Below are 24,436 nucleotides of genomic sequence, written 5' to 3' on the forward strand. Positions count from 1 at the left end.
ATAAAAACGAATCCATTTTGATTATTCTTTTTCAAAATGGATTCGTTTTCTACAATAATATATTTATTACTCTCGTTTCATCTCTATCATTAACCCTAACTATTTGCGTCTCACTATTTGGTAAAAATACGATATAATTTCCCTTCCTCACATTCTTCCAAATAACTTTCCCTTCTTCATCCGTTTTCCCTATTGAAATCCCAATTTCTTTACTCGACTCAGGTGATTCGTCTTTCATAAGTATAATTTCAAAATCTTTTATTGGCTGTTTTTCTTTATTTTTCACGTGAAAAGTTACAGAATTAACAATCTTACTAAACTTCTTTTCATTATTTGCTATAGAACTAGACATTATGATAATGACCAATATACAACATAAAATCCATATAAACTTATTATATTTATTCAGACCATTTTTTAAGATTATTAAAAACATCGTCTGTCACCCGGTTTCCAGAATTCCAAGAACTACTTCCTACTGTATGGGTAGCTGTTATTGTTACACCCGTACGAGAATGGATAATTAAAATTACTGTCTCTTAATAAGTATCCCCAACCTTCCCCACCATGTTTACGCCCTTCAAATGAAAGCGAAACAAGATTTTCTCCCCTTCGATCATTGCTATACAAAGAGTGTTCTTGAAAAAGTACACGTTCTCCCTCATTTAAAACCGATGTCCATGGTACATCTTCTGCATACACCTTTTGATTCACCAAAAAGACTATACAAAAAAAGATAAAAAGAACACCAAAACTATAAAGAGCCAACCTACATCTTATAGAAATAAAGCTATCCAACATAACTTACCTCCTATACAAATGATAGCGAACAATTGAAGATTCCTTTATAAATTCTAGTTTTTCTTTTTTTAGAAGTCAATGTAATTAACAATGATAATCATTATTAATTACATTGACTTAACAAAATCACACAATTAGTCATATTCTTTACTCTGCGTTCAAAAATCTGTCTCATTAAAGGTTTACTTTATTACATAAACCCGTAACCTTCTTCACAATCAGCTCCGCTGTATTTTCCTCCAGTGGCATCAATAAATTCGTAACCGGTCCATACACTACAGGGCTTAATTCCACTTCATATCCACCGTATGCGAATTCTTCTTTCGTTGGTAAGTAGCCAATATATCCGTTCGTATATCCACCAAAGAAAGCTAGTTCATTTTGAAGACTCTCTTTCATTTCTAACGCAGTCTCTGAAAAAGGTTCCATCGGTATACCAGAGAATATATCATCATTAATTTGAAACAGTTGCACTTCTAAATCAATACGTAACTGCCGAATACCTTGCTTATATTTTTCTAAAACGATAGTAAGCCATTCATCCGTATTCACGCCCCACTGTTTCTCTGCTAATTGAGCCATGCTTCGTATCTCATCAATTTCAGGGATATCCTGCAGTTTCATTTGCATCGTACTCGAAACTGTTCTTACATTTACAATCGGACTATATGTAACTGTTGGTAACATCGTTAATACATGTCCACTAAGCGTGTAAGCCATTTGTTTTAACGCTTCCTTTGAACCTCTATACTTCGCATTCACATTACCAGCAGCACCTTGCACAATCATAACAGGGCAGTTTACGATTTTCTCAAGAATCTCTCTCGTCATTCCAGGATAATCTGCTGATAATACATCACTATCACCTTTTAAAACATTCGGATGGGCCGTACAAAATACTACAATCCCAGATAACTCCTTCGTTTCAGCATCTCTTATTGCTAACATGCCAATACGTTTATCTACAACACCATCTATATTTGTTCCCATCTTTGCTCTTCCATCAGATGTTCTCTCTCTTCGGTTTACTCCAATATCACCTGTCGTAACACCCCAGCCAACTTTACATCGCTCCAAGTTTTTATTCTCAGTAACCGCACCGTGCACCACATTATTTACTAAAATCGTTTTATACGACTGTACGAGCGGATTATCACCGACCGTCTCTGGACCGGAATGCGTATGAGTATAAACAACCGTTATTCGCTCAAACGGCACATGAAGTTCACTCGCTACTTGCTCACGAATCATATTCGTATCTTCTACTAACATCCCAATATTATCAATACTTATAAACACAGTTTTCATTTCATCTTTTTCAAATACAAAAACCGTCCCATAAATATGCTCTTCAATATTATTTATTCCTGCCTCTCTATGGTATCCGACAAAATCAATACCGACAGGCGGCGTAATATCCACCTTGCATACCCCTATTCTGCTCATTTGAATCGCTCCATTTCTCTATGTAACTCCCTTTTGTTTAAGAATAGCATATTTTACCTTTTTCCAAATAAAAAAGACCGGACATAGCATTCTATGTCCGGTCTTTTCATCACACATACTTCCGATGCACCATCTTCCCATCATAAGAAAACACAACACCCTTACTCTCCACAATCGACTCCATATGCACCGTTCTTCCCCATAGCTGATGAAGATATGGCAATACCTTTTCTAAGTATTTTAAATCGAGCTCAATTCCTTCGTAACTATGTTTAATGTACAATTCTCCATTCTTTAAGTAGTCCCCGTCTTCTACTACTAAATACGGGAAGCCACCATTTGTCCGCATATTTACGAGCTGATCACGTACATGTTCCCACTCTTTATCTATTACTTTATATTCTTTTCCTTGACGCTGGAATAAGTACATATCTTCTCTCATTACGAGATCTTTATTTAAGTAGTTTCTTAAAAACGATACGTCCCATTCGATTTCGCGTACTTCAAAGATTTTGTCACGACCAGATCCTGGTTTGACACCTCGTCGCTTCATTTCTTCTGTCGGGTTGTTGTAGCGCTCCTCAATATCTTCAAACATTTTAATACCGAGGTAGTATGGATTAATGCTTGTTTTGGATGGCTGAACGACGCCCGCATTTAATTTCGCAAATTCAATTGCTTCATCCGATGTTAAGTCCATTTCGCGAAGTATGCGTTGGTGCCAGTATGATGCCCAGCCTTCGTTCATGATCTTCGTTTCAAGCTGTGGCCAGAAATATAACATTTCCTCACGCATCATCGTTAATATGTCCCGCTGCCAATCTTCTAGCTCACGGCTATATTCTTCAATAAAGAGGAGTAAGTCTTTCTCTGGTTGTGGTGGGATTTTCTTCTTTTTACGTACATTGGAGCGTTCCCTCTTTTTATTGCGATCATCTAAATTCCATAAATCATCGTATTGCGATACCTTTTTCTTTTCTACTTCTTCCTCTTCTAAATCATCAATACTCCATGCAAGTTTTGGACGCATGAGCGACGGATCAATATGCTCTTGAATGGCAAGTACGGCATCTAAAAATGTTTCTACCTCTTCTTTTCCGTACTTATGCTCATATGCTTTCACCCGTTCAGCTGTCGCTGACATACTTTCTACCATATCTCGCTTCGTATTTGAAAAACGAATATTATTTTTAAAGAAATCACAGTGCGCTAACACGTGCGCTACGATTAATTTATTTTGAATTAACGAGTTCGTATCTAATAAAAAGGCATAACATGGATCAGAGTTAATAACGAGTTCGTATATTTTACTAAGACCTAAATCGTATTGTAATTTCATTCTGAAAAACTGTTTCCCAAAACTCCAATGTGAAAACCGCGTCGGCATCCCATATGCACCAAATGTATAAATAATTTCCGCTGGACATATTTCATAACGCATCGGATAAAAATCAAGCCCAAATCCAGTCGCAATTTCCGTAATTTCCGCAATCGCATATTGCAGTGCTTTATCGTCACTTGCTCTCATTATTTTCCCTCCTTACACTTTCCCTTAAGAAAGTGTATGATTGAGAACAAGCTTTCATGAGGATTGATTGCATAATAAAAAGACACCCCCGTAAAAACGAGAATGTCTCATCTATTAACCTTCAATAATCTCCATCTTCTCCGTAATCGGTGTACGAGCTTTTCCTTCTGGTGCTTTATCGAAATAGCCAAGGTGAAGAATTCCAACGATGCGTTGACCTCTTGTTAAACCAAGTCCTTCTATAAATAATGGATTGTAGTTTAATCCGCCTGATTTCCAAACACAACCTAATCCACGTTCCCAAGCAAGAAGTTGGAAGTTTTGCATAAATGCGCATGTTGCAGCGTAATCTTCGTCACGTTGAATCTGACGAGGATCTTCATTTATATACACAACGATTTGTGCAGGTGTGCTTAAGAAACGATCTGATAAAATTTTACCGCGTTTCGCTCTTTCTTCTTCTGTGAAAGAGTTTAATACTGCATCTACTAATTTCTGACGACCTTCTCCAATGTATAATTTACAATTCCATGGTTCACGATGTTTATGATTCGGTGCCCACGTTGCGTCGTTTAATAGTTCAATTAATAACTCTTTGTCTACTGCTTTATCTGTAAATGTACGAACAGAACGTCTTTCTTTAATCACATTTGCGATGGAAGTATATGTAGTCATATTTTTCTCTCCCTTATTTTTATCTATATGTATACGTTTATTATTGATATTGATTTTCAATTTCGATTATACCTTAGTTTTTTACTATTAATCAATGTTTTATGTTGGAAAACTCCCAAAAACTTCATTTCATACTGTGAATAAAAAAACTTGATTTGTTCACAAGTATTTCACATTTTATGGAAATGATATGTGTACAGTTTTCCACATTATCTATCTAGGAGGAGTTTATATGTACAAAAAAATCGCAGTAAGTATGACTATGGCAGCATTATTATTCGGTGCAACCGTCTTCCCCACTTTCGCTGCTACGCCAAAAGAAGTAACATTTCATCATCATAAACCAATTTCAGAAGAAGAAATGCAATCGCTCGAAAAACTCGGCTATAACAAACATGAAATTTGGAAAGCTGCCCACATTGCAAGAATGAGTAAAAAAGAAATTAAGGACGTTTTAGCTTACTATAAGCAAAATAAATCTTGGGAGAAAACAGCTGAGCATTTCGGGGTAGATCCAAGTAAGTTGAAAAAGCATCATATGAATAAAGAAACGAAAAAGGCGCTACTGCAAGAATTAGCAAATATGCAAAAATCTACACCAGACGGGCTAAAACAAAAAATGAAAGAATATAATATCGGATTACGTCAGCTCACGGTATTAACAATCATCTCTCAAAAAAGTAATACTCCCCTTGATGATGTGCTAAAAATGAAAAAAGACGGAATGGATATGAAACAAATTGCCGAAAAATTAAACGTAAAAAAAGAAGATATACGAGCAGAAATGATTAAGTTAGTAAAGTCTATTAAGGAAAAGAAAACAAATTAATACGCCAAAAAGGAAGAGTTTTTCAATACTCTTCCTTTTCTTTATGAACTTTCAATTTTCAAGTATAAATTCCCGTCTTTCCCAAAAACTAACACAAGGAAATGATATATGTTAGGGGTGAGAAAATGTTCGGTTTATCATCTAAGAAATCAAAAAATACTAGCACAAAAACAATTTGTTCTATTCCAGAATTTATACAAACCATGAAAGAATCTAGCGATTTTGTCTCTTATAACGTACTTGAAGATGAAACATTATGCTTGTTTTATTATAAATCTGTCGTGGAAGCACTTATTATTAAACAATTTATTTTAACTCCTATAAAAAAGAAAGCAGAACACATTCAAAATATCTCTGATTTATATAATATTGTCTCTATTGAAGACATCATTACCTCTCCTTCTATTGATGATATTCGCGAAAAATTATTAGGTGGATATATATTAATACGTTTAAAAAACAATTCGAATCCCAATCAATATGCTTTAATTCGTGCAGAGAGTACTGTTCTAGGAAAACGGTTATATAACGATACAGAAAATGAATATAGTGTAATCGGTCCTAAAGTTGGTTTCGTTGAGAATATTGATACAAATATACATTTATTACGCCGAAATATCGTAACAGAGCAACTCATTTTTAAAGAAATTATCGTTGGATCTATGTCAAAAACGAAGGTAGCAGTTGCTTATATTGAAGGAGTTACAAATGAACAATTTATCAACATCGCAATACAAAGACTAGAAAATATTGATTTTGATGTCCCATTTGATGCGACTATGATTGAACAATTTATTAGTGATAATAGCAATTCACCTTTTCCTGTTCTACTACCTACAGAACGATTAGATCGAGCAATATTTGCATTAATTAGCGGGGAAGTTTTAATTTTAACAGATGGCTCCCCCTATGCTTTATCCGGACCGACAACATTACTAGATTTTTTCATTTCACCAGAAGACTATTATTTACCGTGGATGATTGGATCGTTCTTTCGTGTTATTCGTTTTTTCGGAGCTATATTTTCTCTTTTTTCCTCCGCTATTTATACAGCGGCTTTAACTTATCATTATCAAATGATTCCTGCCGACTTATTAGGCCCTATTATTTTTTCGAGAGCGAACGTACCTTTCCCGCCTATTCTAGAAGCACTCTTCTTAGAAATTACAATCGAATTGCTTCGTGAAGCGGGAGCACGTTTACCGACAAAAGTTGGGCAAACGATTGGAATTGTTGGTGGAATTGTAATTGGTCAAGCATCCGTTGAGGCAGCTTTAACGAGTACGATTTTATTAATTGCAGTTGCTTTATCTGCCCTTGCATCTTTCACAACACCGACTGTAAAGATGTCTTCTACGATCCGTTTGTTACGCTTTCCGCTTATTCTTTTAGCCGGCGCATTCGGAGGATTAGGGCTTATTGTTGGATTTGTATTTATTTTAGCTCATTTAATTAAATTAAAATCACTTGGATCACCTTATTTATTACCTTTATATCCATTTCGTGGTTTAGGTACAGCAGAAGGTTTTCTTAGATTACCATTTAGTCAAACGGCACAAAGACCTTCTTTTCTTAGGCCAAAATCTAAATGGCGCTATAATCCAAGCAAAGCGAAGCAAAAACGTGATGGTGATGGTGAATGAAAAAACCCTTATTGCACCTTATCATGATCTTCTTTTTTCTACAAACTGGCTGTACACAAACGTATATAGTGGATACGCAGCGTATTATTCATGTCGCTGGATTTGACATCAAAAAAAACAAAAGATTCCAAGGAACTATCTTATTTCCAGAGTATACACATGGTGTGAAGTCTAAACCAGAAACCCAATCAACATCTGCCCGTTCACTTGAAACTATTGCTTCACGATTAAATGCGAAATCTCCTCACAATGTTGTTGTAGGTCAAATGCGTGTCGTCCTATTCGGAAAAACTCTAGGAGAACGAGGAATGGGAGAAATTATTACTAACTTACAACGTGATCCAAATATCGGGCGTGATGTACAACTAGCAATTGTAGATGGATCAGCTGAAGAGCTTTTAAATCGCGGAAAACAAAATGGTTCATTATCCATTGTTGATTTACTTGAGCAAAATATACGAAATGAGAACATTCCACAAACCTCATTGAACGTTTTTTTATATAATTACTATTCTTCTGTATGTGATGCCTATGTCCCATATATTAAAACGGACGCTAATCATTCCGTCGTTGTCAAAGGACTTGCTTTCTTAAAAGACGATAAAGTGGTCATGTATACAGATAAAAGACATTCTGTTTTAACAAAATTACTTATTAATCCTACGAAAAATGGACGTTACGAAGCAGCGATAAAAAAGAATAAACATAAAGGTATGGTTGTCATACAAGATTTAGCTGGGAAAAGTAAATATGATATAGATCAAACTGGTGACATACCAAAAGTAAAAATCAATTTAAAATTAGATGGATTAATTAAAAACTCTCCTACTTGGATTGATTTAAGAAAAAAAAGAAATATCAATTATATAAAAAAACAAATTGAGCGAAATGTTGAAAAAGACTGTGAAGGGTTAATAAAACAATTTCAAGAAAAGGAAATTGATCCTTTAGGAATACGTGATGAAATTAGAAGTCATACGAGAAAATGGAATATAAAACAAATTCGAAATATGTATCAAAATATAGACATTGATGTAAATTTAGATATTAACATTGTTCAATCTGGAATCGGGGAATAGTGAGGTGAAATAAGCAATGCATACAATGAATAAAACAAAGACTGTCTCTCCATATTTTGCATTTATTTTGTTGCATTCTCTTCAAATCGGAATAGGAATTCTAGGATATCAACGTGTAATTTTAAAAAATGCTGGCTATGATGCCTGGATTTCTCTTATTATTGCGGGAATTGCAACTCATATTGTGCTGTTTTGTATGTTAAAAATGTTAGAAAAAGATGGAGATTTAATTAGCATTCATACAACAACTTTCGGGAAATGGATTGGCTCTATATTTTCTGTCATTTTCACTCTTTATTGCTTATTATTCTGCCTTACTGTTCTTCGTACATATATGGAAGTCATACAAGTTTGGATTTTTCCTACCATTAAATTATGGAAACTTACCCTTATGTTTTTATTAGTGACTTACTACATTATAAAAGGTGGATTTCGTTCTGTGACTGGAATATGCTTTTGGGGAGTCATTCTTCCTATTTTCGTTGTATTCTTTTTAATCTATCCAATGAAATACGCTCATTTCCGTAATATTTTACCTATTTTTACACATTCACCTACTGACATGCTTATATCTGCAAAACAATCTGCATTAGAGTTTCTCGGCTTTGAAACAATTCTTATCTTCTATCCATTTATTGAAAAAGGAAAATCTTTAAAGAGATGGGCCCATGCAGGAATTGCTTTTAGCACTTTAATTTATGTAATTTTAGCCATCGTATCCTTTATGTATTATAGCGAAGGACAATTAAACCGTACTATTTGGCCTACTTTAACAATGTTAAAAATTATTAAGGTCCCTTTTATTCAACGCTTTGAATACATTATTATTTTTATTTGGTTTTTAATTATTTTGCCAAACCTTTGCTTAACTATTTGGTCATCATGCCAAACGATGAAGCGTTCCTTTCATATTTCGTTTACATTTACATTACCGTTCTTTATTTTTATCATATTTTCAATTTCTCTACTTTTCACAAACCGTGAAAGTATAAACACATTAAACACAGTACTATCTCAAGCTGGTTTATATATTGTATACGCTTATATCCCAATTTTATTTCTATTCCATTCGCTAAGATGGCGCTTCAAAAATCAGTCGAAAAAATCTTCAACCGATACACCGTAATCTCTGATACAATTTGATTAATACATTTGTAAAGGGGACAAGCGAATGAAAAAATATGTATTTTCTTTACTTGCAGTACTAAGCTTAATTCTTGCTGGATGCGGAAGTACTGGTACAAATGACCAAAAATCTTCTGAATCAAAAAAAGAGGAACATGACCACGCATCGCACACTCAGCAAGCTGACATTCAAGAGAAAACAAAAGGAATCGACACACTTCCTACATTCCTAGACAAGCTTGATCCACAAATGAAAGACATCTACACTGTCGTTGGACAAAATGCAGAGCTATTAGATTGGATTCCATGTTACTGCGGTTGCGGTGAAAGTGTAGGACATAAAAATAATAAAAATTGTTTTATTCGTGAAATTAAAAAGAATGGTGAAGTTGTTTGGGATTCTCATGCAACGACTTGCGTCAATTGCCTAGAAATCGCAGTTGAATCTGCTTCCATGAAACAAAAAGGAAAAACAACGCTTGAAATTCGTAACTATATCGATAATAAATACAAAGAAGGCTATGGCAAACCAACACCTACGCCAATGCCAAAAGCTTAAAAAACGAGGACACACCTCGTTTTTTTCATTCACTTTTTTTCTTAACAAATTCTTTCAAGTGTATTTCTCCTTACTTATCACACACTATATATAACTCTCGGTAAGGAGGGTACACAGTGCAAACATATAACGATTATGATAAAGCTCTCTATTACACGTATTGCTGTAATTGGGATAAATTACTCGTTCTCATGGTTCAAACGAACGATCAATTATTTTCTAAGCGTATTGAGCATTTTTTACACGCTTATCAATACAGTAAAGAACTGCCAGAAGTTGATAAACAATTGCAGCTTCTATTTCAATATATTGACCACGCATCCCAAAAGTCACATATAGAAGAAGTAGAGCAAATTCAAATGTAAACTATAGCGCTATTCTCTTCTGGAGAATAGCGCTTTTTTAAAATGTTCATATCAATAAAAGTTTCCCCTTATAAAACTTTTATTGATAAACATATTTTTTCTTTCTTTTCTGTACCACTTCATACTATAATTTAGTATGTAACTATTATAAGAGAGGTATAAAATATGGGACGAGAAAAAAAGCAAGAATATGCTTTATTTACCGCGTGGGGAGCTTCTTTTATTGCTACACTAGGAAGTCTATACTTTTCCGAAATCATGAAATTTGAGCCTTGTGTCCTTTGTTGGTATCAACGTATTTTCATGTATCCATTCGTTTTATGGCTCGGTATCGCTGTAGTAAAAAAAGACTATCGCATCGCAAATTATTCTTTACCAATCGCAAGTATCGGTGCTTGTATTTCTTTATATCACTATGCAATTCAAAAGATCGCAGCATTTTCGGCTGCCGGGGCAGCTTGCGGCCGTGTACCATGTACGGGAGAATACATAAACTGGTTCGGCTTTGTGACAATCCCGTTTTTAGCACTTATCGGCTTTATTACAATCGCTGTTTGTAGCTTTATTGTCATTAAAAACAAATAAGGAGATGAAAGAATGAAAAAAATACTTATATTTGGCGGTATTATTATCGTTTTATTTGCGGCAATGTTTGCTGTAGCACAAATGGAAAAGAAAAACGCATCGACAAATGAAAAAGATTACTACTCAAATAAAATTTCTCTTGAGGATCTCAATAAAAATATAGAAGATAAAAAAGAACAAACGATTTACTTCTATCAAACCTCTTGCGTTCATTGCCAAAAGATCTCTCCTATTGTCGTACCTTTAGCGAAAGATTTAAATGTTGATATGAAAGTAATTGATATTGAAAATTTAAACGAGCCTTGGGATAAATACAATATCCAAGGAACACCGACAATTATTCATTTTAAAGATGGTAAAGAAGTAAGCCGTATTAGCGGAGAACAGTCAAAAGAAAGGTTCAAAGAATGGTTTGAACAAACGAAAAAATAACGAGAAAAGGAAACTCCTTCTACACATGAAATGGACGTAAAATTCCAAACTAATGTATAAGGAGGGGGTTTTATGCCAGAAGTAAGATGCTCTGTTTCCAATTGTTCATTTTGGGGACAAGGTAACTTTTGTCAAGCAAGTGCGATTATCGTTCAGCCAGATGCGGATGAAACGGGTCAAACTGAAAATGAATCATATACAAGTGCAGTTTTAACGAACGAGACGCTAGAAAGTTCTGTAGCAACAAGTGTAGAGACTTGTTGTCATACATTTAAGCCAAAATATTAAACATAAAAAGCATACGATTAATCGTATGCTTTTTTACATCCCCCTCCAAAAATCATGCATAATAAAAAAGTATAAAATAACGAGAACGGCCGTCCCGCATAAGGTAATGCGCCGATATATACTCTTCTCCCCTTCTCTCGCCTTAACAAACGCCCAAATAAATCCGAAGAACAATATTAAATCAACATATGGAACATAAAAAGAAAAAACGAGAAACGCATATAAATACACAATAAATAAACAGGTCGTTACTAAGAAAACTTTAAACGCAAATTCACTTTTCATAATGTAACCGCCCCCTATCTGTACTGTATTATATTCAGCAAAATACAATAGTTGCAGTTAAACTCGAAGTAGAAATAAGCTACCGTCTATCATACGGTAGCCTATTACGGAACATTATATTTCCGTTTATATATATTACTTAAAGCTGAAGAAGGGATTTGCTCATAACGAATTTTTTCTCCTGTTTCATCCACTATATACAAATTGTTTCCTATATAATATATTCCATCTTTTCGTTTTGAGTACACTGCATACCTTTCGTTTGGCAATACCATTTTCACTTTCGTTAGCTGTCCATTCGGTTCTTGCCAATATATATCCACGCGATCTACTAACGTAAGCATACCAATTTGCTCTTCTTCTACTTTACGACCATTCCAGCTCACAACACGATAACCAAGCTTATTCGCTTCATATTCCGGGCTCGTATGAAACCGAGAAATGATTACTTTCGTCTGTAATTGAACTCGGTCATATAACCACTGTATATCCCTGTCATGCATACGAATACAGCCATTTGATTCCCTACTTCCAATTGTCCATTCCCGATTTGTCCCATGAATCGCATATTCATTTTTATCTAGTCCAAGCCATCTCGTACCAAGAGGATTGTTCGGTGCACCACCAGCTATTTTTTTTCGATGATATTCTTTATTTTTAAATTTAGTTATAATACAAAAATTACCTTCAGGTGTAGGAGTACGATCTCTTCCAGTTGTTACGGGGAATGTTTTTGTATAATTTCCATTTTCAAAAAAAGATAATTGGTTTGTCGTAAGGTTCACTAATATTAGATGATCTGTATTAGCAAAGGCACTAACCGGTAGGATGAAAAATAATAGTATGACAAAACATAATTTTTTCATCTATATCCCTCCCCTAGCGCCACTATAATAAGTGGAATTAACTTTACTTTGCTCTTATAAATGAAAACTATCCATTTACAATAACGCCCCCATTTACGTGTATCATTTGCCCGGTAACATAGGATGAATCATCAGACGCTAAATATACGTATGCTGGTGCTAATTCATATGGTTGGCCAGGTCTTTGCATCGGAACATTGCTTCCAAACTGTGATACTTTTTTCTCATCAAAGCTCGATGGAATAAGTGGTGTCCAAATTGGTCCTGGCGCAACACCATTTACACGAATCCCTTTTTGCACTAATGACTGAGAAAGTGATCTTGTGAAAGCAACAATTGCCCCTTTCGTTGCGGAATAATCAATTAACGTTTCATTTCCTTCGTATGCAACGATAGACGCTGTATTTATAATGACATCTCCTTGCTTTAAATGAGAAAGTGCAGCCTTCGCAACGTGAAAATAAGAAAAAATATTAATACGAAAAGTCTTTTCTAGCTGTTCTGCTGTAATATACTCTAATCCTTGCTGCGGATATTGCTGCGCGACATTATTTACTAAAACATGTAAACTCCCTAGCTGCTTGACGGTCTCTTCTACAATATCTTTACAATGCTGTTCATCACTTAAATCACCTGGTAACAACACACACTTTACACCTTCTTGTTCTACACGTTGCTTCGTCTCATTTGCATCTCCATCTTCATCTAAATACGCAATCGCAATATTTGCTCCCTCTTTCGCAAAAGCGATAGAAACAGCTCGTCCAATTCCACTATCTCCCCCTGTAATTAATACATTCTTTCCTTTTAACTTTTCGCTACCTTTATAATTTGGATCTTCAAACTGTGGTAGAGGATTCATTAATGATTCAATACCAGGTTGTTTATTTTGATGTTGCGCTGGCATTGTTATAAAGTTTTTTTGCTGTGGCATAGCTTCTTTCAACTCCTTTTCCTTATAATGTGCATAATAAAAACTGAAATTCACACATCAAGTTACGATTAATATTCGAATTTAAGACACAAAATATGAATTGTTGTAAACTTTTTATGCAAAACTATTGCAAAATAGATAAAAAACGAATATTATATATAACTGTTGTGAAAATTATTCGTAAACAGAAAGGATGTTTATATGTTTAACCTTTCAAAACATAAAACTTCTATTAAAACTGAAATTATGGCAGGTATTATTACCTTCTTAACAATGGCATATATCATTGTCGTAAACCCAGTTATCCTTGGGGATGCAGGTGTTCCATTTGAACAAGCATTTACAGCAACAATTATCGCTGCTGTTGTCGGAACATTATTTATGGCGATCTTTACAAACTTACCAATCGCAATTGCACCAGGTATGGGATTAAATGCTTACTTCTCTTACTCTGTTGTAAAAGCTCATGAAGGCATGACTTTCGCAATTGCATTCTCTGCTGTATTCGTAGCAGGTATGATTTTAATTTTGTTATCATTCACATCTTTCCGTACAAAATTAATGGAAGCAATTCCTGAAAACTTAAAACATGCAATTACTGCTGGTATCGGCCTTTTCATCGCCTTTATCGGTTTACGTTTAACAGGTATCGTTACAAAAAATGAAGCAAATTTAGTTGGACTGGGTGATCTTCACTCTGCTCCAGTACTACTCGCATTAGCTGGACTTGGAATTACAATTGTCCTTATGTCTTTAAATGTAAATGGCGCACTATTTATCGGTATGCTATTAACTGGTATTATCGCTTTCTTCACGGGACAATTATCATTCTCAAACGGTGTTACATCAATGCCTGGCTTACCAGAAGGCATTATCGTTTCAAATCCAATTACTGCTGTATCTGATGTAATTAACTACGGATTATACGGCGTTGTATTCTCATTCTTCCTTGTTACATTATTCGATACAACAGGTACATTACTTGGCGTTGCTCAACAAGGTGGATTTATGAAAGATGGAAAGCTTCCAAAAGCTGGACGAGCTCTTCTATCTGACTCATTCTCAGCAACAATCGGTTCTATGTTCGGAACAACACCATCAACAGCTTACATTGAATCATCTGCTGGTGTTGCAGCTGGTGGTCGTACTGGTTTAACAACTGTTACAGTAGCTGTTTTATTCGCACTAGCAGCATTCTTCGGACCATTAGTAAGTGCCGTTTCTGGTGTATCAGCTATTACTGCACCATCATTAATTATCGTTGGTAGTCTTATGATGGGTTCAGTTCGCCACATCGATTGGGACGCATTTGATGAAGCATTCCCAGCATTCTTAGTAATCTTAAGCATGCCACTTACATCAAGTATCGCAACAGGTATCGCACTTGGATTTATTTCATACCCACTTATGAAAGTGGCAAAAGGTAAGTTCCGTGCTGTTCACCCGCTTGTGTATGTATTTGGAATCTTGTTCGCTTATCAATTAATTTTCTTACCACATTAAAAAAGTAGAGCATCGAAATCCGATGCTCTACTTTTCTTTTATAACAATCATTCAAACTATAACGGTCCCTCCAAAATATGAAGGAGCTTATAACCATTTAATACTTCTCTTCTACCTGTAATTCTTTACTATACTTTTGAATGAAAACTGACGAAACAACCATTACCATTCCTACACTAAATCCAATAAGCTGATCCAGTAGCATTTCATCATGAATGAACCAGCGCAGTAAAAATACCCCACCAAAAATAAGCATCATAATAAATCCAGTATGTCTAAGCCCTTTATATACATTTTCCATATGTATCACCTCTCCACATACTTTTATCCATATTATACCATAATCTAAAAACGTGTATAACCAACATTCAGCATTGAAACCAATAATAAAAAGGCTGCAGAGAATTTCTTCTCCACAGCCTAATACTTATTTTTGCAAGAACGCTTTTAAATCTGCAAACTGTCTCTTTGCATCTTCATAGCCTTGCTCATATAGATTTTGTAGTTTTGCTGTATCTTTTTCCATACGATCTACTTGAAGCGGTACTTCTGGACGAATAACAAATAAATTACCCGCTTGTTCTTCTTTTTCAATGTAGTGAAGTGTTTCATTATACACTTCATAGCGATTTAGCATCGTGTTAACAAGATTCGGATATTTTTTATAAGCCTTCGCAGCAATCCACCCAAATCTTGATTTTTTCTTTGCGTAACCGTGATTTCTTGTTAAAATTACGACTGATTTTTTAAATCCATCTTCCTGTGCTTTACGAACTGGAATTGGATCTGAAATCCCGCCATCTAATAATTGCTTACCACGATAATTTACTACTGGTGCAATGAAAGGTAATGAACTAGAAGCTTGTAATAAATTTAGTGCATCGTCATTCGTTCCTTCTTTTTCAAAATAAACAGACTGCCCTGTTTCACAATCCGTCGTTCCTACAAGGAAACGCTCGGGGCTATTAAAGTATGTTTCAAAATCAAACGGCACATGCTTTTCTGGAATTTCATGAAAAATAAAATCCATATCAAATAGCTGACGTTTTCTCCATAAGTTTTTATACGATAAATATTTCGGATGTGATGCATAATCAATATTTACTGTTTTATTTCTATTTCTTTGTCTGGAAAGATACGACGCTGCATGACAAGCACCAGCTGATACACCGATTACATATGGAAAATATAAATCTTGTTCCATAAAGTATTCTAATATCCCACCCGTATATACACCACGCATACCGCCGCCTTCTAATACTAACCCTGTATTTTCAAGCATGTTACTCTCTCCTCTATATATATTGACCCTTTAATTATTCACCATGTTAAGTATCTGTTTCTATTATATATGAGTTCTTTCAGAAATTATATTTAAAAGACTTGAGAAAACGGATTTTTTTCTTCCAATTATATTTCCAAATGATTGGAGACATCCTTTATAAACCTTTGAATAAAATCTTGTTCTTCTTTCGTATATCTATCTAAGAGTAACAGCCACTTTTCTTCAGCTTGTTTATGCAATTTATCATGAGCTTTATATATTTCATTTCCGCTTTCCGTTAAACGGAAGAAAATTTCTTTTTGATTGTCTAACATTTGCATCTTCTCAACGAATTTCTTTTGGAACAACTTTGTACAAACTTTAGAGATTGCGCCCTTCGTCATTCCCATTTCTATCGTAATTGCCGTTACATTCATCAGACCATTCTTCCCGATACACTCGATTACATGTAACTCAGATAAAGACATACCACTTACACCTGTCTCACGAAGAAACTTCTCATTTTGTCCTTTCAAATGTTCTTCTCTTTTATGCAAAAGTGTACGAATGTCCGAAAGTATTTCCATTTGTTTCGTTGTATAATCCAATCTATTCGCCCCCTAAGTTTCCAAAGAAACGATTTAACTATATACTATTTTAAAAAATTTTTTTCATATTTACAAGTTAGAAAAACATGTTAAAATAAATTTAGTTTCCGAGGAAACTAAAAAGAAGGAGGTTAACACAATGAAAAAATCCAAACTACATTTCATTTTATATGTTGTCTGTATTAGTGCCTTACTCGGTTCCTTCGCTCAAAATATTTACACACCTATCTTGCCCATGATTCAAGGTTCTTTTCATACTTCTCCTTATCTTGTAAATGTCACAGTTTCACTTTTCACATTCATTCTTGCAATTATGCAGCTCGTATATGGACCTTTAATTGATACAAAAGGGAGAAAATCTGTCCTTATCCCTAGTTTAGTCATTAGTACAATTGGTTCAATCGGATGTGCTTTTTCGGCAAACATTTATTTATTTCTCTTTTTTAGAGCTGTTCAAGCTATAGGAATAGCGGCTATACCTGTAGTTTCAGCAACGATTATTGGTGATTTGTTTGAAGGAAAAGAACGAGGAGAAGCAATGAGCCTTTATCAAATGTTACTTGCTCTTGCACCTGCGATTGGCCCCCTCATTGGTGGTTATCTCGGCAGTATAAACGGCCATGTATCCGTATTTCTCTTTTTATCTATACTTGGCATTCTCTTATTAATGATAAACATTTCACTACTTCCAGAAACAAAACCAACTGTAAGTAAGCAACCGCAATCAAAAAAGAATTACTGGTTTATCTTAAAAAATAAAACTGGATTTTCTATTACTCTTATTGGCTTTATTCAATTTTGTATTTACTTTTGCTTCCTCGTTTTTTTACCGAGCATTTTAACAAATTTATTTCACTTAACTGCAAGTGAAATTGGTCTTATGTTTGTACCGATGTCCCTTTCTATTATGTTAGGAAGTTATTGCTACAAGTTTTTGCAAAAGCGCCTCACAACAAAGCAAACTTTATTCATTACTAGTTTCTTCAATATTATATGTGTCACTTTATTCTCTTTCACATATAGCATCAATATCCCATTTATCATTATCGTTACATCATTGTACGGTTTTAGTATGGGACTTTCTATGCCAACTCACACTACTTTATTAACGGAAGAATTCATACAAGAACGCGCAACTGCTATCGGTATGTACAACTTCATCCGCTATCTTGGTATGGGCACAGGGCCACTTATAGGTGGATTTCTTTTATTTAATCAAAATTACTTTTGGATTTTCTTCATAGGTGCAATTATGTTTCTACTCATAATCTTATATGCGATGAAAATGCTACGATTCCCTGCCACACACAAAGCAAAATAGAGACCTACAGATGGTCTCTATTTTAAACTCGTTGATCCGCAACAATATGAATATCAATATGCTTCGTCTGTCTCATAATTTCATTCACAATCGAACCTTTTCGAATTTCTTCCCATCGCGTTCTCGCTGATTGCCCAAGTAAAATTTGCGTTACTTGTAATCTTTTTGCAACTTCAATAATAACATCCGCTGGCTTTCTTCCTTTTGCTTCTTCTAATACAAAACTTGCATCAAATTGATTCGTGAGCGCCTTCCACTCTTCAATCGTCTGCTTTTTTCCAGCTGAAAGAGAATCTATATTTTCTCTTTCAACATTTAATACATACAATTCAGCGTTTAACCGATCAGCCATGCGCCAGCCCCGTCTTATTAATTTCTCTGCTGTTGAACTGTACTGTACACAAACGAGAATTTTTTCTTTCACGCCAATTGGTTCTATCACTGTTTGACTAATTTTCTCGTCCATATCGTCAGCGACTTCACGAAGCGATAATTCCCTGAGTGCTCCTAAATTATTAAGCGTAAAGAAATTTTGTAAGCTTTGCTGAATTTTTTCTTCTTTATATATCTTTCCGTCTATTAACCTCTTCCGAAGTACTTCCGGCGTTGCATCGACAAGCTGAATTTCATTTGCTTTTTGTAAAATAAAATCTGGAATTCGTTCTCTTACTTTTACATTCGTAATTTGAGCTACAATATCATGAACACTTTCTAAATGTTGAATATTAAACGCTGACAATACGGATATACCAGCCTCTAACAATTCTTGTACATCCATATAACGCTTCTTGTTTTTAGAGCTGGGAATATTACTATGTGCAAGTTCATCCACAACAACGACTTGCGGTGCACGCTTTATAATTCCTTCCACATCAAGTTCATAAAACACTTTCCCTTTATACTCTATTTCTTTTAAAGGAACCTTTTCTAAATCAGCAATTGCGTCTTCCGTCTCTTTTCTCCCATGCGTTTCAATTAAACCAATTACAATATCCATACCGTCCTTTTTCATCTCTCTAGCATCAAAGAGCATTTTATAACTTTTCCCTACTCCTGGAGCTGCTCCTACATATAGCTTTAACTTCCCGCGGTTTTGCTGACGAATATATTCTAAATACTCTTCTGGCGTTCGCCTTTGAAAAGTTGGTTTATAGTCATCCGCATACAAAACACTCACAACCTTTCTTTCGAAACAACGCTACCTCAATCCGTTAGATTGAGGTAGCACTGTTACTATTTCAGTAGTTTCTGTAATTCTAAATTTAACTTTAAGACGTTTACGCGGGTCTCTCCAAATAAACCAAGTGCCGCACCTTCCGTTTGATCCTTAATCAATTGATTTAGCGTTTCTTTCGGAATATTCGTTATTTTAGAGATGCGCTCTACCTGCACGGAAGCTGCCTTCGGACTAATGTCAGGATCAAGCCCTGAACCTGAATTTGTCACTAAATCGATTGGTACTTCTGTAACTGGAACGCTCGGATTTTGTTTCTTCCACTCTTCAATACTTTTCTCTACTCGTTTCTCTAAATCTGGATTAGACGGTGCATAGTTATTTGAACCAGACGCTTCTGCTTTATATTCAATACTAGAGACACGCCCATGAAAATAACGTGGATCTGTGAAATTTTGACCGATTAATTTAGAACCAATCACTTCATTTTTATCATTATATATTAGACTTCCATCCGCATTATCCTTCATGACTGCTTGTGCAATACCAGTAATAATAAGCGGATATACAAGTCCGCACAACACTAAAAATGTAAAAGTAATCCGGATGATTGGTGATAGTATACTTTGTTTCTTCGCCATCTTTTTCCCCTCTTCCTTATATGAACAAGCCGACAATTATATCAATTACTTTAATTCCAATGAACGGTACAATCACTCCGCCCAGCCCATAAATAAGTAGGTTTCGGCCAAGTAGTGCATTCGAACTCATCGGTTTATATGCGATACCTTTCATCGCTAACGGAATGAGTAATGGAATAATAACTGCATTAAATATTAATGCTGATAAAATTGCTGACAGTGGTGATGTTAGTTTCATAATGTTCAATGCTTCCATTTGCGGAATAGCAAGTGTAAACATCGCTGGAATGATTGCAAAATATTTTGCGATATCATTTGCAATACTAAACGTCGTTAACGCACCGCGTGTCATTAACAATTGCTTACCGATTCCCACTACCTCAATAATCTTCGTTGGATTCGAATCTAAATCAATCATATTGGCTGCTTCTTTCGCAGCTGTTGTACCACTATTCATCGCCAATCCAACATCAGCCTGTGCTAATGCCGGTGCATCATTTGTACCATCACCTGTCATCGCTACGAGTTTTCCTTTATCTTGCTCTGCTTTAATAACTGCAATTTTATCTTCTGGTTTGCACTCAGCAACAAACTCATCTACTCCTGCTTCTTTTGCAATGGTTGCTGCTGTTAATGGGTTATCCCCTGTACACATAACCGTTTTAATCCCCATTTGACGCAACTGTTCAAAACGTTCACGCATACCAGGTTTTACTGTATCTTTTAAATAGATTAAACCGTAAATACGATTATTCACTGCAACTACAAGTGGTGTTCCGCCCTCTTTTGAAATGAAATCTGCTTTTTGATTTACATCTTTCGGAATTGTTCCACCTTGTGACTGAACCCATTCAATCACGCTACCGACAGCACCTTTTCTCACTTTCGTTCCATCCTGTAAATCAACACCACTCATTCTCGTTTCTGCTTTAAATGGAACAAACTCACCTTGTTCTGCAAGTTCTCTATTATATGATATAGATTTCGCTTGCACATACTCAATAACAGATCGACCTTCTGGTGTTTCATCTAAAACTGAGCTAACAGCAGCCCACTTTCCAACTTGCTCAATCGTTTCATTTCCTACAGGTAATAATGTATGAGCCATTCTGTTCCCGAAAGTAATCGTACCCGTTTTATCTAAAATAATTGTATTAATATCACCTGCAGCTTCTACTGCTTTACCCGACATCGCTAACACATTAAACTTTGTCACGCGGTCCATCCCGGCAATACCAATGGCCGATAATAATCCACCAATTGTCGTTGGAATTAAACAAACTAACAACGCTACAAGTACAGCTGTATCAATTTGAAATCCTAAATAATTTGTGAAAATCGGCAGCGTCACAACAACGATTAAGAAAATAAGCGTTAAACTCGTTAATACTGTATTTAAAGCAATTTCATTCGGCGTTTTTTGACGAGCAGCTCCTTCTACTAACGAAATCATTTTATCAATAAATGATTCACCAGGATTACTCGTAATGACAATCGTAATTTCATCACTTACAACCATTGTACCGCCTGTCACGGAACAAAAATCACCGCCTGCTTCTTTTATTACAGGAGCTGATTCCCCTGTAATCGCAGATTCATCAACAGATGCTAACCCTTTTATTACTTCTCCATCACTTGGAATCATTTCTCCTTGTTTTACAATAACAACGTCACCTTTTCTTAGATCAGTTGCTGAAACTTGGACGATGTCTCCATTTTCTTTTACAACATTTGCAAACACATCTTTCTTCGATTGTTTTAAAGAATCAGCTTGCGCTTTCCCCCGTCCTTCCGCTAATGCTTCTGCAAAGTTAGCAAATAAAACTGTAAATAATAGAATGAGGGAAACTGTTATATTAAACCATCCTGGTACACTACTAGAACGACTTGGAAGAAACGATAAAATGAACGTAATGATAAATCCAATCTCCACAACGAACATAATCGGATTTTTTATCATAACTTTCGGATTCAATTTCGCAAAGGATTGTTTCATCGCATGTTTCACGATATCACGATCCATCGTTTTCGCTTGTCTAACCTCATCTTCTACTGCATGTATGTGTGACTCATTTACTCTTTTTTCTTTTACTACTACCGGTCTCATCATTTACCCTCCATTACTTCAATGTAAGAAATTCTGCAATTGGGCCGAGTACTAACATCGGGAAGAATGTTAATGCACCGACAATTACAATTGTTCCGATGAAAATGCCGCCAAATAAACTATTATCCGTACGGAACGTTCCGACTGTTTCTGGCACAACCGTCTTCTCTTTCAATGAAGCTGCAACAGCTAGCATCGTAATTAAACTAAAATAGCGTCCTAAAAACATAACTAAACCAGTTGTAATATTCCAAAACGGTGTATTATCTGCTAACCCTTCAAATCCAGATCCGTTATTCGCAGCTGATGACGTATACTCATAAACAACTTGTGTTAAACCGTGGAAGCCCGAGTTAGAAATCGCTTCTGTTCCTAAATGTGTAGAAAGAGCCAATGCCGAAAATCCTAAAATAAGCAGTGGATGAAATAGTATCGTTACCGCAATTAATTTCATTTCCTTCCCTTCAATTTTCTTACCTAAAAACTCCGGTGTCCGTCCAACCATCAATCCAGATATAAAAACTGCAATAATCGCATACATAATAATGTTCACAAAGCCTGCTCCAACGCCGCCGTATACTGTGTTTAACATCATATTTACGAGTGGTACTAACCCGCCAATTGGTGTTAACGTATCATGCATCGTATTCACCGCTCCAGTTTCAGCAGCTGTCGTTACTGTTGCGTATAGTGAAGAAAATACTGTTCCAAACCTTACTTCTTTTCCTTCTGAACTTCCTTGTACATGTTCGATACCCATTCCATTTAAAGCTGGATTTCCATGTAATTCAGATGTCGTAATCGTTATAAACCCTAGTAAAAAGACCATGAATAGTGAAACAAAAAGGATGCGACCTTGCTTTTTATTGCCCACCATTCGTCCGTACGTAAATGGAAGTGCTGTTGGCAATAACATCATAAGCATCATTTGCAAAATATTACTCATTTGTCCTGGATTTTCGAAAGGATGTGTAGAGTTTGCTCCGAAAAATCCACCGCCGTTATTTCCAAGTTCCTTAATAGAAACGAATGATGCAACTGGCCCGCGTAATATGCTTTGCTTTGCCCCATCAATTGTTTGTGCTGTAACGGCACCGTCTAACGTTTGTGGTACGCCAAGTGCAACAAAGACTAGTGCCGCCATAAATGCGATAGGAAGAAATACTCTCGTTAGTGCTCTCGTAAAATCAACGAAAAAGTTACCGAGTTCTTTTCCAGCAAGCCCTCTTATAAATGCCATAACGAGCGCTAAAGTCGTTGCCGGTGCTGCAAACATTAAGAATGTAATTCCGATTAATTGTGATAAATAAGATAAACCATTTTCACCGCTATAATGCTGTAAGTTCGTATCAGCCATAAAACTAATTGCTGTATTAAAAGCGAGCGTAGGCTCCATTCCTTCAATGTGTGCTGGATTTAATGGCAATACTCCTTGTAGTCTGAAAATGAAATATACGACAACAATCATAAATCCATTTAATAAAACTAATGATAATGCGTACTGTTTCCACGTTTGATTATATTCTTTTACACCCGTAATTTTAAAAATAAGTTTTTCAAAAGGCCCGAATACTTTATCTAGCTTTTTACTCCCTTGAAAGGCTTTCTCTAAATAAATTCCCGTTGGCTTTGCCACAAGAATAAACAATAGCATTGTAATAACGACTGCAACCCAGATCATAATGAATGACTCCCCCTAATTAAAACTTTTCCGGATTTAATAATGCATACACTAAGTACACCGTAATTGCTGCAACAATAATTGATAAGGCAATCATCATGATTGCTTCCCTTCTTTCACAACTTTATCTGACCAACTTGCAAGACTTGCCATCGATGCGACTAACACAACAAAAATTCCGATCATTACAACATCTAACATAGCTACCCTCTCACCTTTCTGTAAAAATTTACCATTAAAATATTAAAAAAGAACACTGAGCTCTACTCAGTGTTCAAAAAATGAACAACAAAAAGTAAACCTCCTCTCTAAACGCTTACGAGGTTAGCTGTCGGATTCGGGCCTAAAGAGTAGCCCTACTTTCAAAACTGAAAGATTCACCCCAAGTGACAATGCACAAAATTGGTTCCCCCGCTCCATTTCTGGAACTCAGCGATTTTAGGTTTTTTTGGAAATTTTATGAATGATTTATGAGAGTAAATATACTCCTCTATTTTTCACTTGTAAAGAGCTAAATTACTGAAAATAAGAAAATATCCATCTATTTAAACGCTTACATTGAGTGTTATTAATATTTTTTCATCTGTTTTCTCGTCTTTTCTTTCTTTTTCACATAAATGATCTTTTAAATACGAAATAAAAAGAGCGAATGACATGAAGTGCATAGCTTGTTGCACTTAGCATTCGCTCTTTTTTC

Annotated in this window: 27 protein-coding genes, 1 pseudogene and 1 riboswitch; of the genes and pseudogenes, 11 read left to right on the plus strand and 17 right to left on the minus strand. The window is 35.5% G+C overall.

The features are described from left to right. Positions 1-49: 49 nt before the first annotated feature. The 5 genes and pseudogenes from MR079_RS12645 to MR079_RS12665 all read right to left on the minus strand — a co-directional run bounded on the left by MR079_RS12645 (position 50) and on the right by MR079_RS12665 (position 4,450). Entirely contained in the window at positions 50-436 is a 387-nt protein-coding gene (locus MR079_RS12645) for a DUF2606 family protein (protein ID WP_139868996.1), read from the minus strand. A gap of 80 nt (positions 437-516) precedes the next feature. Beyond that, positions 517-801, minus strand: a pseudogene (locus MR079_RS12650) (hypothetical protein); the annotation flags it as partial. Positions 802-975: 174 nt separating this feature from the next. Then, entirely contained in the window at positions 976-2,247 is a 1,272-nt protein-coding gene (locus tag MR079_RS12655) for a neutral/alkaline non-lysosomal ceramidase N-terminal domain-containing protein (RefSeq protein WP_242294075.1), read from the minus strand. A gap of 109 nt (positions 2,248-2,356) precedes the next feature. Beyond that, the gene (spoVR, locus tag MR079_RS12660; RefSeq protein ID WP_139868998.1) at positions 2,357-3,775 is read right to left on the minus strand and encodes a stage V sporulation protein SpoVR; all 1,419 of its coding nucleotides are present in this window, start codon (positions 3,773-3,775) and stop codon (positions 2,357-2,359) included. Between the two features lie 114 nt (positions 3,776-3,889). Beyond that, positions 3,890-4,450, minus strand: coding sequence for a nitroreductase family protein (locus tag MR079_RS12665; protein WP_000214810.1), 561 nt, complete (start codon positions 4,448-4,450; stop codon positions 3,890-3,892). A gap of 232 nt (positions 4,451-4,682) precedes the next feature. Between MR079_RS12665 and MR079_RS12670 the strand changes: the two genes are divergently transcribed. The 9 genes from MR079_RS12670 to MR079_RS12710 all read left to right on the plus strand — a co-directional run bounded on the left by MR079_RS12670 (position 4,683) and on the right by MR079_RS12710 (position 11,355). Beyond that, a complete protein-coding gene (locus MR079_RS12670; protein ID WP_242294076.1) occupies positions 4,683-5,279 on the plus strand; it encodes a hypothetical protein in 597 nt (198 codons plus the stop codon). A 125-nt stretch (positions 5,280-5,404) separates the two neighbouring features. After that, positions 5,405-6,922 carry a spore germination protein gene (locus MR079_RS12675; RefSeq protein ID WP_242294077.1) on the plus strand — a complete coding sequence of 506 codons (1,518 nt, stop codon included), beginning with the start codon at positions 5,405-5,407 and terminating at the stop codon, positions 6,920-6,922. After that, entirely contained in the window at positions 6,919-8,001 is a 1,083-nt protein-coding gene (locus MR079_RS12680; RefSeq protein WP_242294078.1) for a Ger(x)C family spore germination protein, read from the plus strand. Before MR079_RS12675 ends, MR079_RS12680 begins: the two co-directional genes overlap by 4 nt. A gap of 16 nt (positions 8,002-8,017) precedes the next feature. Next, positions 8,018-9,127 carry a GerAB/ArcD/ProY family transporter gene (locus tag MR079_RS12685; RefSeq protein WP_000557314.1) on the plus strand — a complete coding sequence of 370 codons (1,110 nt, stop codon included), beginning with the start codon at positions 8,018-8,020 and terminating at the stop codon, positions 9,125-9,127. Between the two features lie 45 nt (positions 9,128-9,172). Beyond that, the gene (locus tag MR079_RS12690) at positions 9,173-9,685 is read left to right on the plus strand and encodes a PCYCGC domain-containing protein (protein WP_242294079.1); all 513 of its coding nucleotides are present in this window, start codon (positions 9,173-9,175) and stop codon (positions 9,683-9,685) included. A 116-nt stretch (positions 9,686-9,801) separates the two neighbouring features. After that, the gene (locus MR079_RS12695) at positions 9,802-10,050 is read left to right on the plus strand and encodes a YhdB family protein (RefSeq protein WP_001195458.1); all 249 of its coding nucleotides are present in this window, start codon (positions 9,802-9,804) and stop codon (positions 10,048-10,050) included. 165 nt (positions 10,051-10,215) lie between these two features. Further along, the gene (locus MR079_RS12700; protein ID WP_000532254.1) at positions 10,216-10,635 is read left to right on the plus strand and encodes a disulfide formation protein C; all 420 of its coding nucleotides are present in this window, start codon (positions 10,216-10,218) and stop codon (positions 10,633-10,635) included. A 12-nt stretch (positions 10,636-10,647) separates the two neighbouring features. Continuing rightward, on the plus strand, positions 10,648-11,067 hold the full coding sequence (locus MR079_RS12705) for a thioredoxin family protein (protein ID WP_242294080.1): 420 nt from the start codon (positions 10,648-10,650) through the stop codon (positions 11,065-11,067). A 72-nt stretch (positions 11,068-11,139) separates the two neighbouring features. Continuing rightward, positions 11,140-11,355: a DUF1540 domain-containing protein gene (locus MR079_RS12710; protein WP_001115486.1), complete on the plus strand. Its 216-nt coding sequence runs from the start codon at positions 11,140-11,142 to the stop codon at positions 11,353-11,355. A 33-nt stretch (positions 11,356-11,388) separates the two neighbouring features. Here the strand turns inward: MR079_RS12710 and MR079_RS12715 are convergent, their stop codons facing one another. The 3 genes from MR079_RS12715 to MR079_RS12725 all read right to left on the minus strand — a co-directional run bounded on the left by MR079_RS12715 (position 11,389) and on the right by MR079_RS12725 (position 13,440). Next, the gene (locus tag MR079_RS12715) at positions 11,389-11,640 is read right to left on the minus strand and encodes a hypothetical protein (protein WP_000834195.1); all 252 of its coding nucleotides are present in this window, start codon (positions 11,638-11,640) and stop codon (positions 11,389-11,391) included. Positions 11,641-11,744: 104 nt separating this feature from the next. After that, on the minus strand, positions 11,745-12,506 hold the full coding sequence (locus tag MR079_RS12720; protein ID WP_000732021.1) for a L,D-transpeptidase: 762 nt from the start codon (positions 12,504-12,506) through the stop codon (positions 11,745-11,747). Positions 12,507-12,573: 67 nt separating this feature from the next. Continuing rightward, positions 12,574-13,440, minus strand: coding sequence for an SDR family oxidoreductase (locus tag MR079_RS12725; RefSeq protein ID WP_242294081.1), 867 nt, complete (start codon positions 13,438-13,440; stop codon positions 12,574-12,576). Between the two features lie 201 nt (positions 13,441-13,641). On the opposite strand from MR079_RS12725, the gene MR079_RS12730 reads away from it, so the two are divergent. After that, a complete protein-coding gene (locus MR079_RS12730; protein WP_000482726.1) occupies positions 13,642-14,943 on the plus strand; it encodes an NCS2 family permease in 1,302 nt (433 codons plus the stop codon). Positions 14,944-15,040: 97 nt separating this feature from the next. Here MR079_RS12730 and MR079_RS12735 read toward each other — a convergent pair whose 3' ends face one another. The 3 genes from MR079_RS12735 to MR079_RS12745 all read right to left on the minus strand — a co-directional run bounded on the left by MR079_RS12735 (position 15,041) and on the right by MR079_RS12745 (position 16,815). Beyond that, complete coding sequence (locus MR079_RS12735; RefSeq protein ID WP_000432811.1) at positions 15,041-15,244, minus strand: hypothetical protein; 204 nt, start codon at positions 15,242-15,244, stop codon at positions 15,041-15,043. A gap of 126 nt (positions 15,245-15,370) precedes the next feature. Further along, positions 15,371-16,225 (minus strand): patatin-like phospholipase family protein, encoded by an 855-nt coding sequence (locus MR079_RS12740; protein WP_000892678.1) that lies wholly within the window; start codon positions 16,223-16,225, stop codon positions 15,371-15,373. A gap of 128 nt (positions 16,226-16,353) precedes the next feature. Continuing rightward, the gene (locus MR079_RS12745) at positions 16,354-16,815 is read right to left on the minus strand and encodes a MarR family transcriptional regulator (protein ID WP_139869001.1); all 462 of its coding nucleotides are present in this window, start codon (positions 16,813-16,815) and stop codon (positions 16,354-16,356) included. A gap of 139 nt (positions 16,816-16,954) precedes the next feature. On the opposite strand from MR079_RS12745, the gene MR079_RS12750 reads away from it, so the two are divergent. After that, complete coding sequence (locus MR079_RS12750) at positions 16,955-18,136, plus strand: MFS transporter (protein WP_139869002.1); 1,182 nt, start codon at positions 16,955-16,957, stop codon at positions 18,134-18,136. 22 nt (positions 18,137-18,158) lie between these two features. Here the strand turns inward: MR079_RS12750 and kdpDN are convergent, their stop codons facing one another. From kdpDN to MR079_RS12780, 6 genes are read right to left on the minus strand one after another with little or no spacing between them, the layout of a single operon-like run. After that, positions 18,159-19,313, minus strand: a complete 1,155-nt coding sequence (gene kdpDN, locus MR079_RS12755) for a KdpD-like non-kinase potassium sensor (protein WP_139869003.1) — start codon at positions 19,311-19,313, stop codon at positions 18,159-18,161. Between the two features lie 56 nt (positions 19,314-19,369). Beyond that, positions 19,370-19,951, minus strand: coding sequence for a K(+)-transporting ATPase subunit C (gene kdpC, locus MR079_RS12760; RefSeq protein WP_139869004.1), 582 nt, complete (start codon positions 19,949-19,951; stop codon positions 19,370-19,372). A 16-nt stretch (positions 19,952-19,967) separates the two neighbouring features. Next, positions 19,968-22,058: a potassium-transporting ATPase subunit KdpB gene (gene kdpB, locus MR079_RS12765; RefSeq protein ID WP_242294082.1), complete on the minus strand. Its 2,091-nt coding sequence runs from the start codon at positions 22,056-22,058 to the stop codon at positions 19,968-19,970. Positions 22,059-22,071: 13 nt separating this feature from the next. Further along, entirely contained in the window at positions 22,072-23,739 is a 1,668-nt protein-coding gene (kdpA, locus tag MR079_RS12770) for a potassium-transporting ATPase subunit KdpA (protein ID WP_016716498.1), read from the minus strand. A 19-nt stretch (positions 23,740-23,758) separates the two neighbouring features. After that, positions 23,759-23,839 carry a K(+)-transporting ATPase subunit F gene (gene kdpF, locus MR079_RS12775; protein ID WP_000972376.1) on the minus strand — a complete coding sequence of 27 codons (81 nt, stop codon included), beginning with the start codon at positions 23,837-23,839 and terminating at the stop codon, positions 23,759-23,761. Beyond that, complete coding sequence (locus MR079_RS12780) at positions 23,836-23,940, minus strand: SipW-dependent-type signal peptide-containing protein (RefSeq protein ID WP_000887889.1); 105 nt, start codon at positions 23,938-23,940, stop codon at positions 23,836-23,838. Before MR079_RS12780 ends, kdpF begins: the two co-directional genes overlap by 4 nt. Positions 23,941-24,038: 98 nt before the next feature. Continuing rightward, positions 24,039-24,184: riboswitch (cyclic di-AMP (ydaO/yuaA leader) on the minus strand. Positions 24,185-24,436: the final 252 nt, after the last annotated feature.

The organism is Bacillus cereus group sp. BfR-BA-01381 (genome assembly GCF_022663555.1).
In the GTDB taxonomy this organism is placed as follows: Bacteria; Bacillota; Bacilli; order Bacillales; family Bacillaceae_G; genus Bacillus_A; species Bacillus_A pacificus.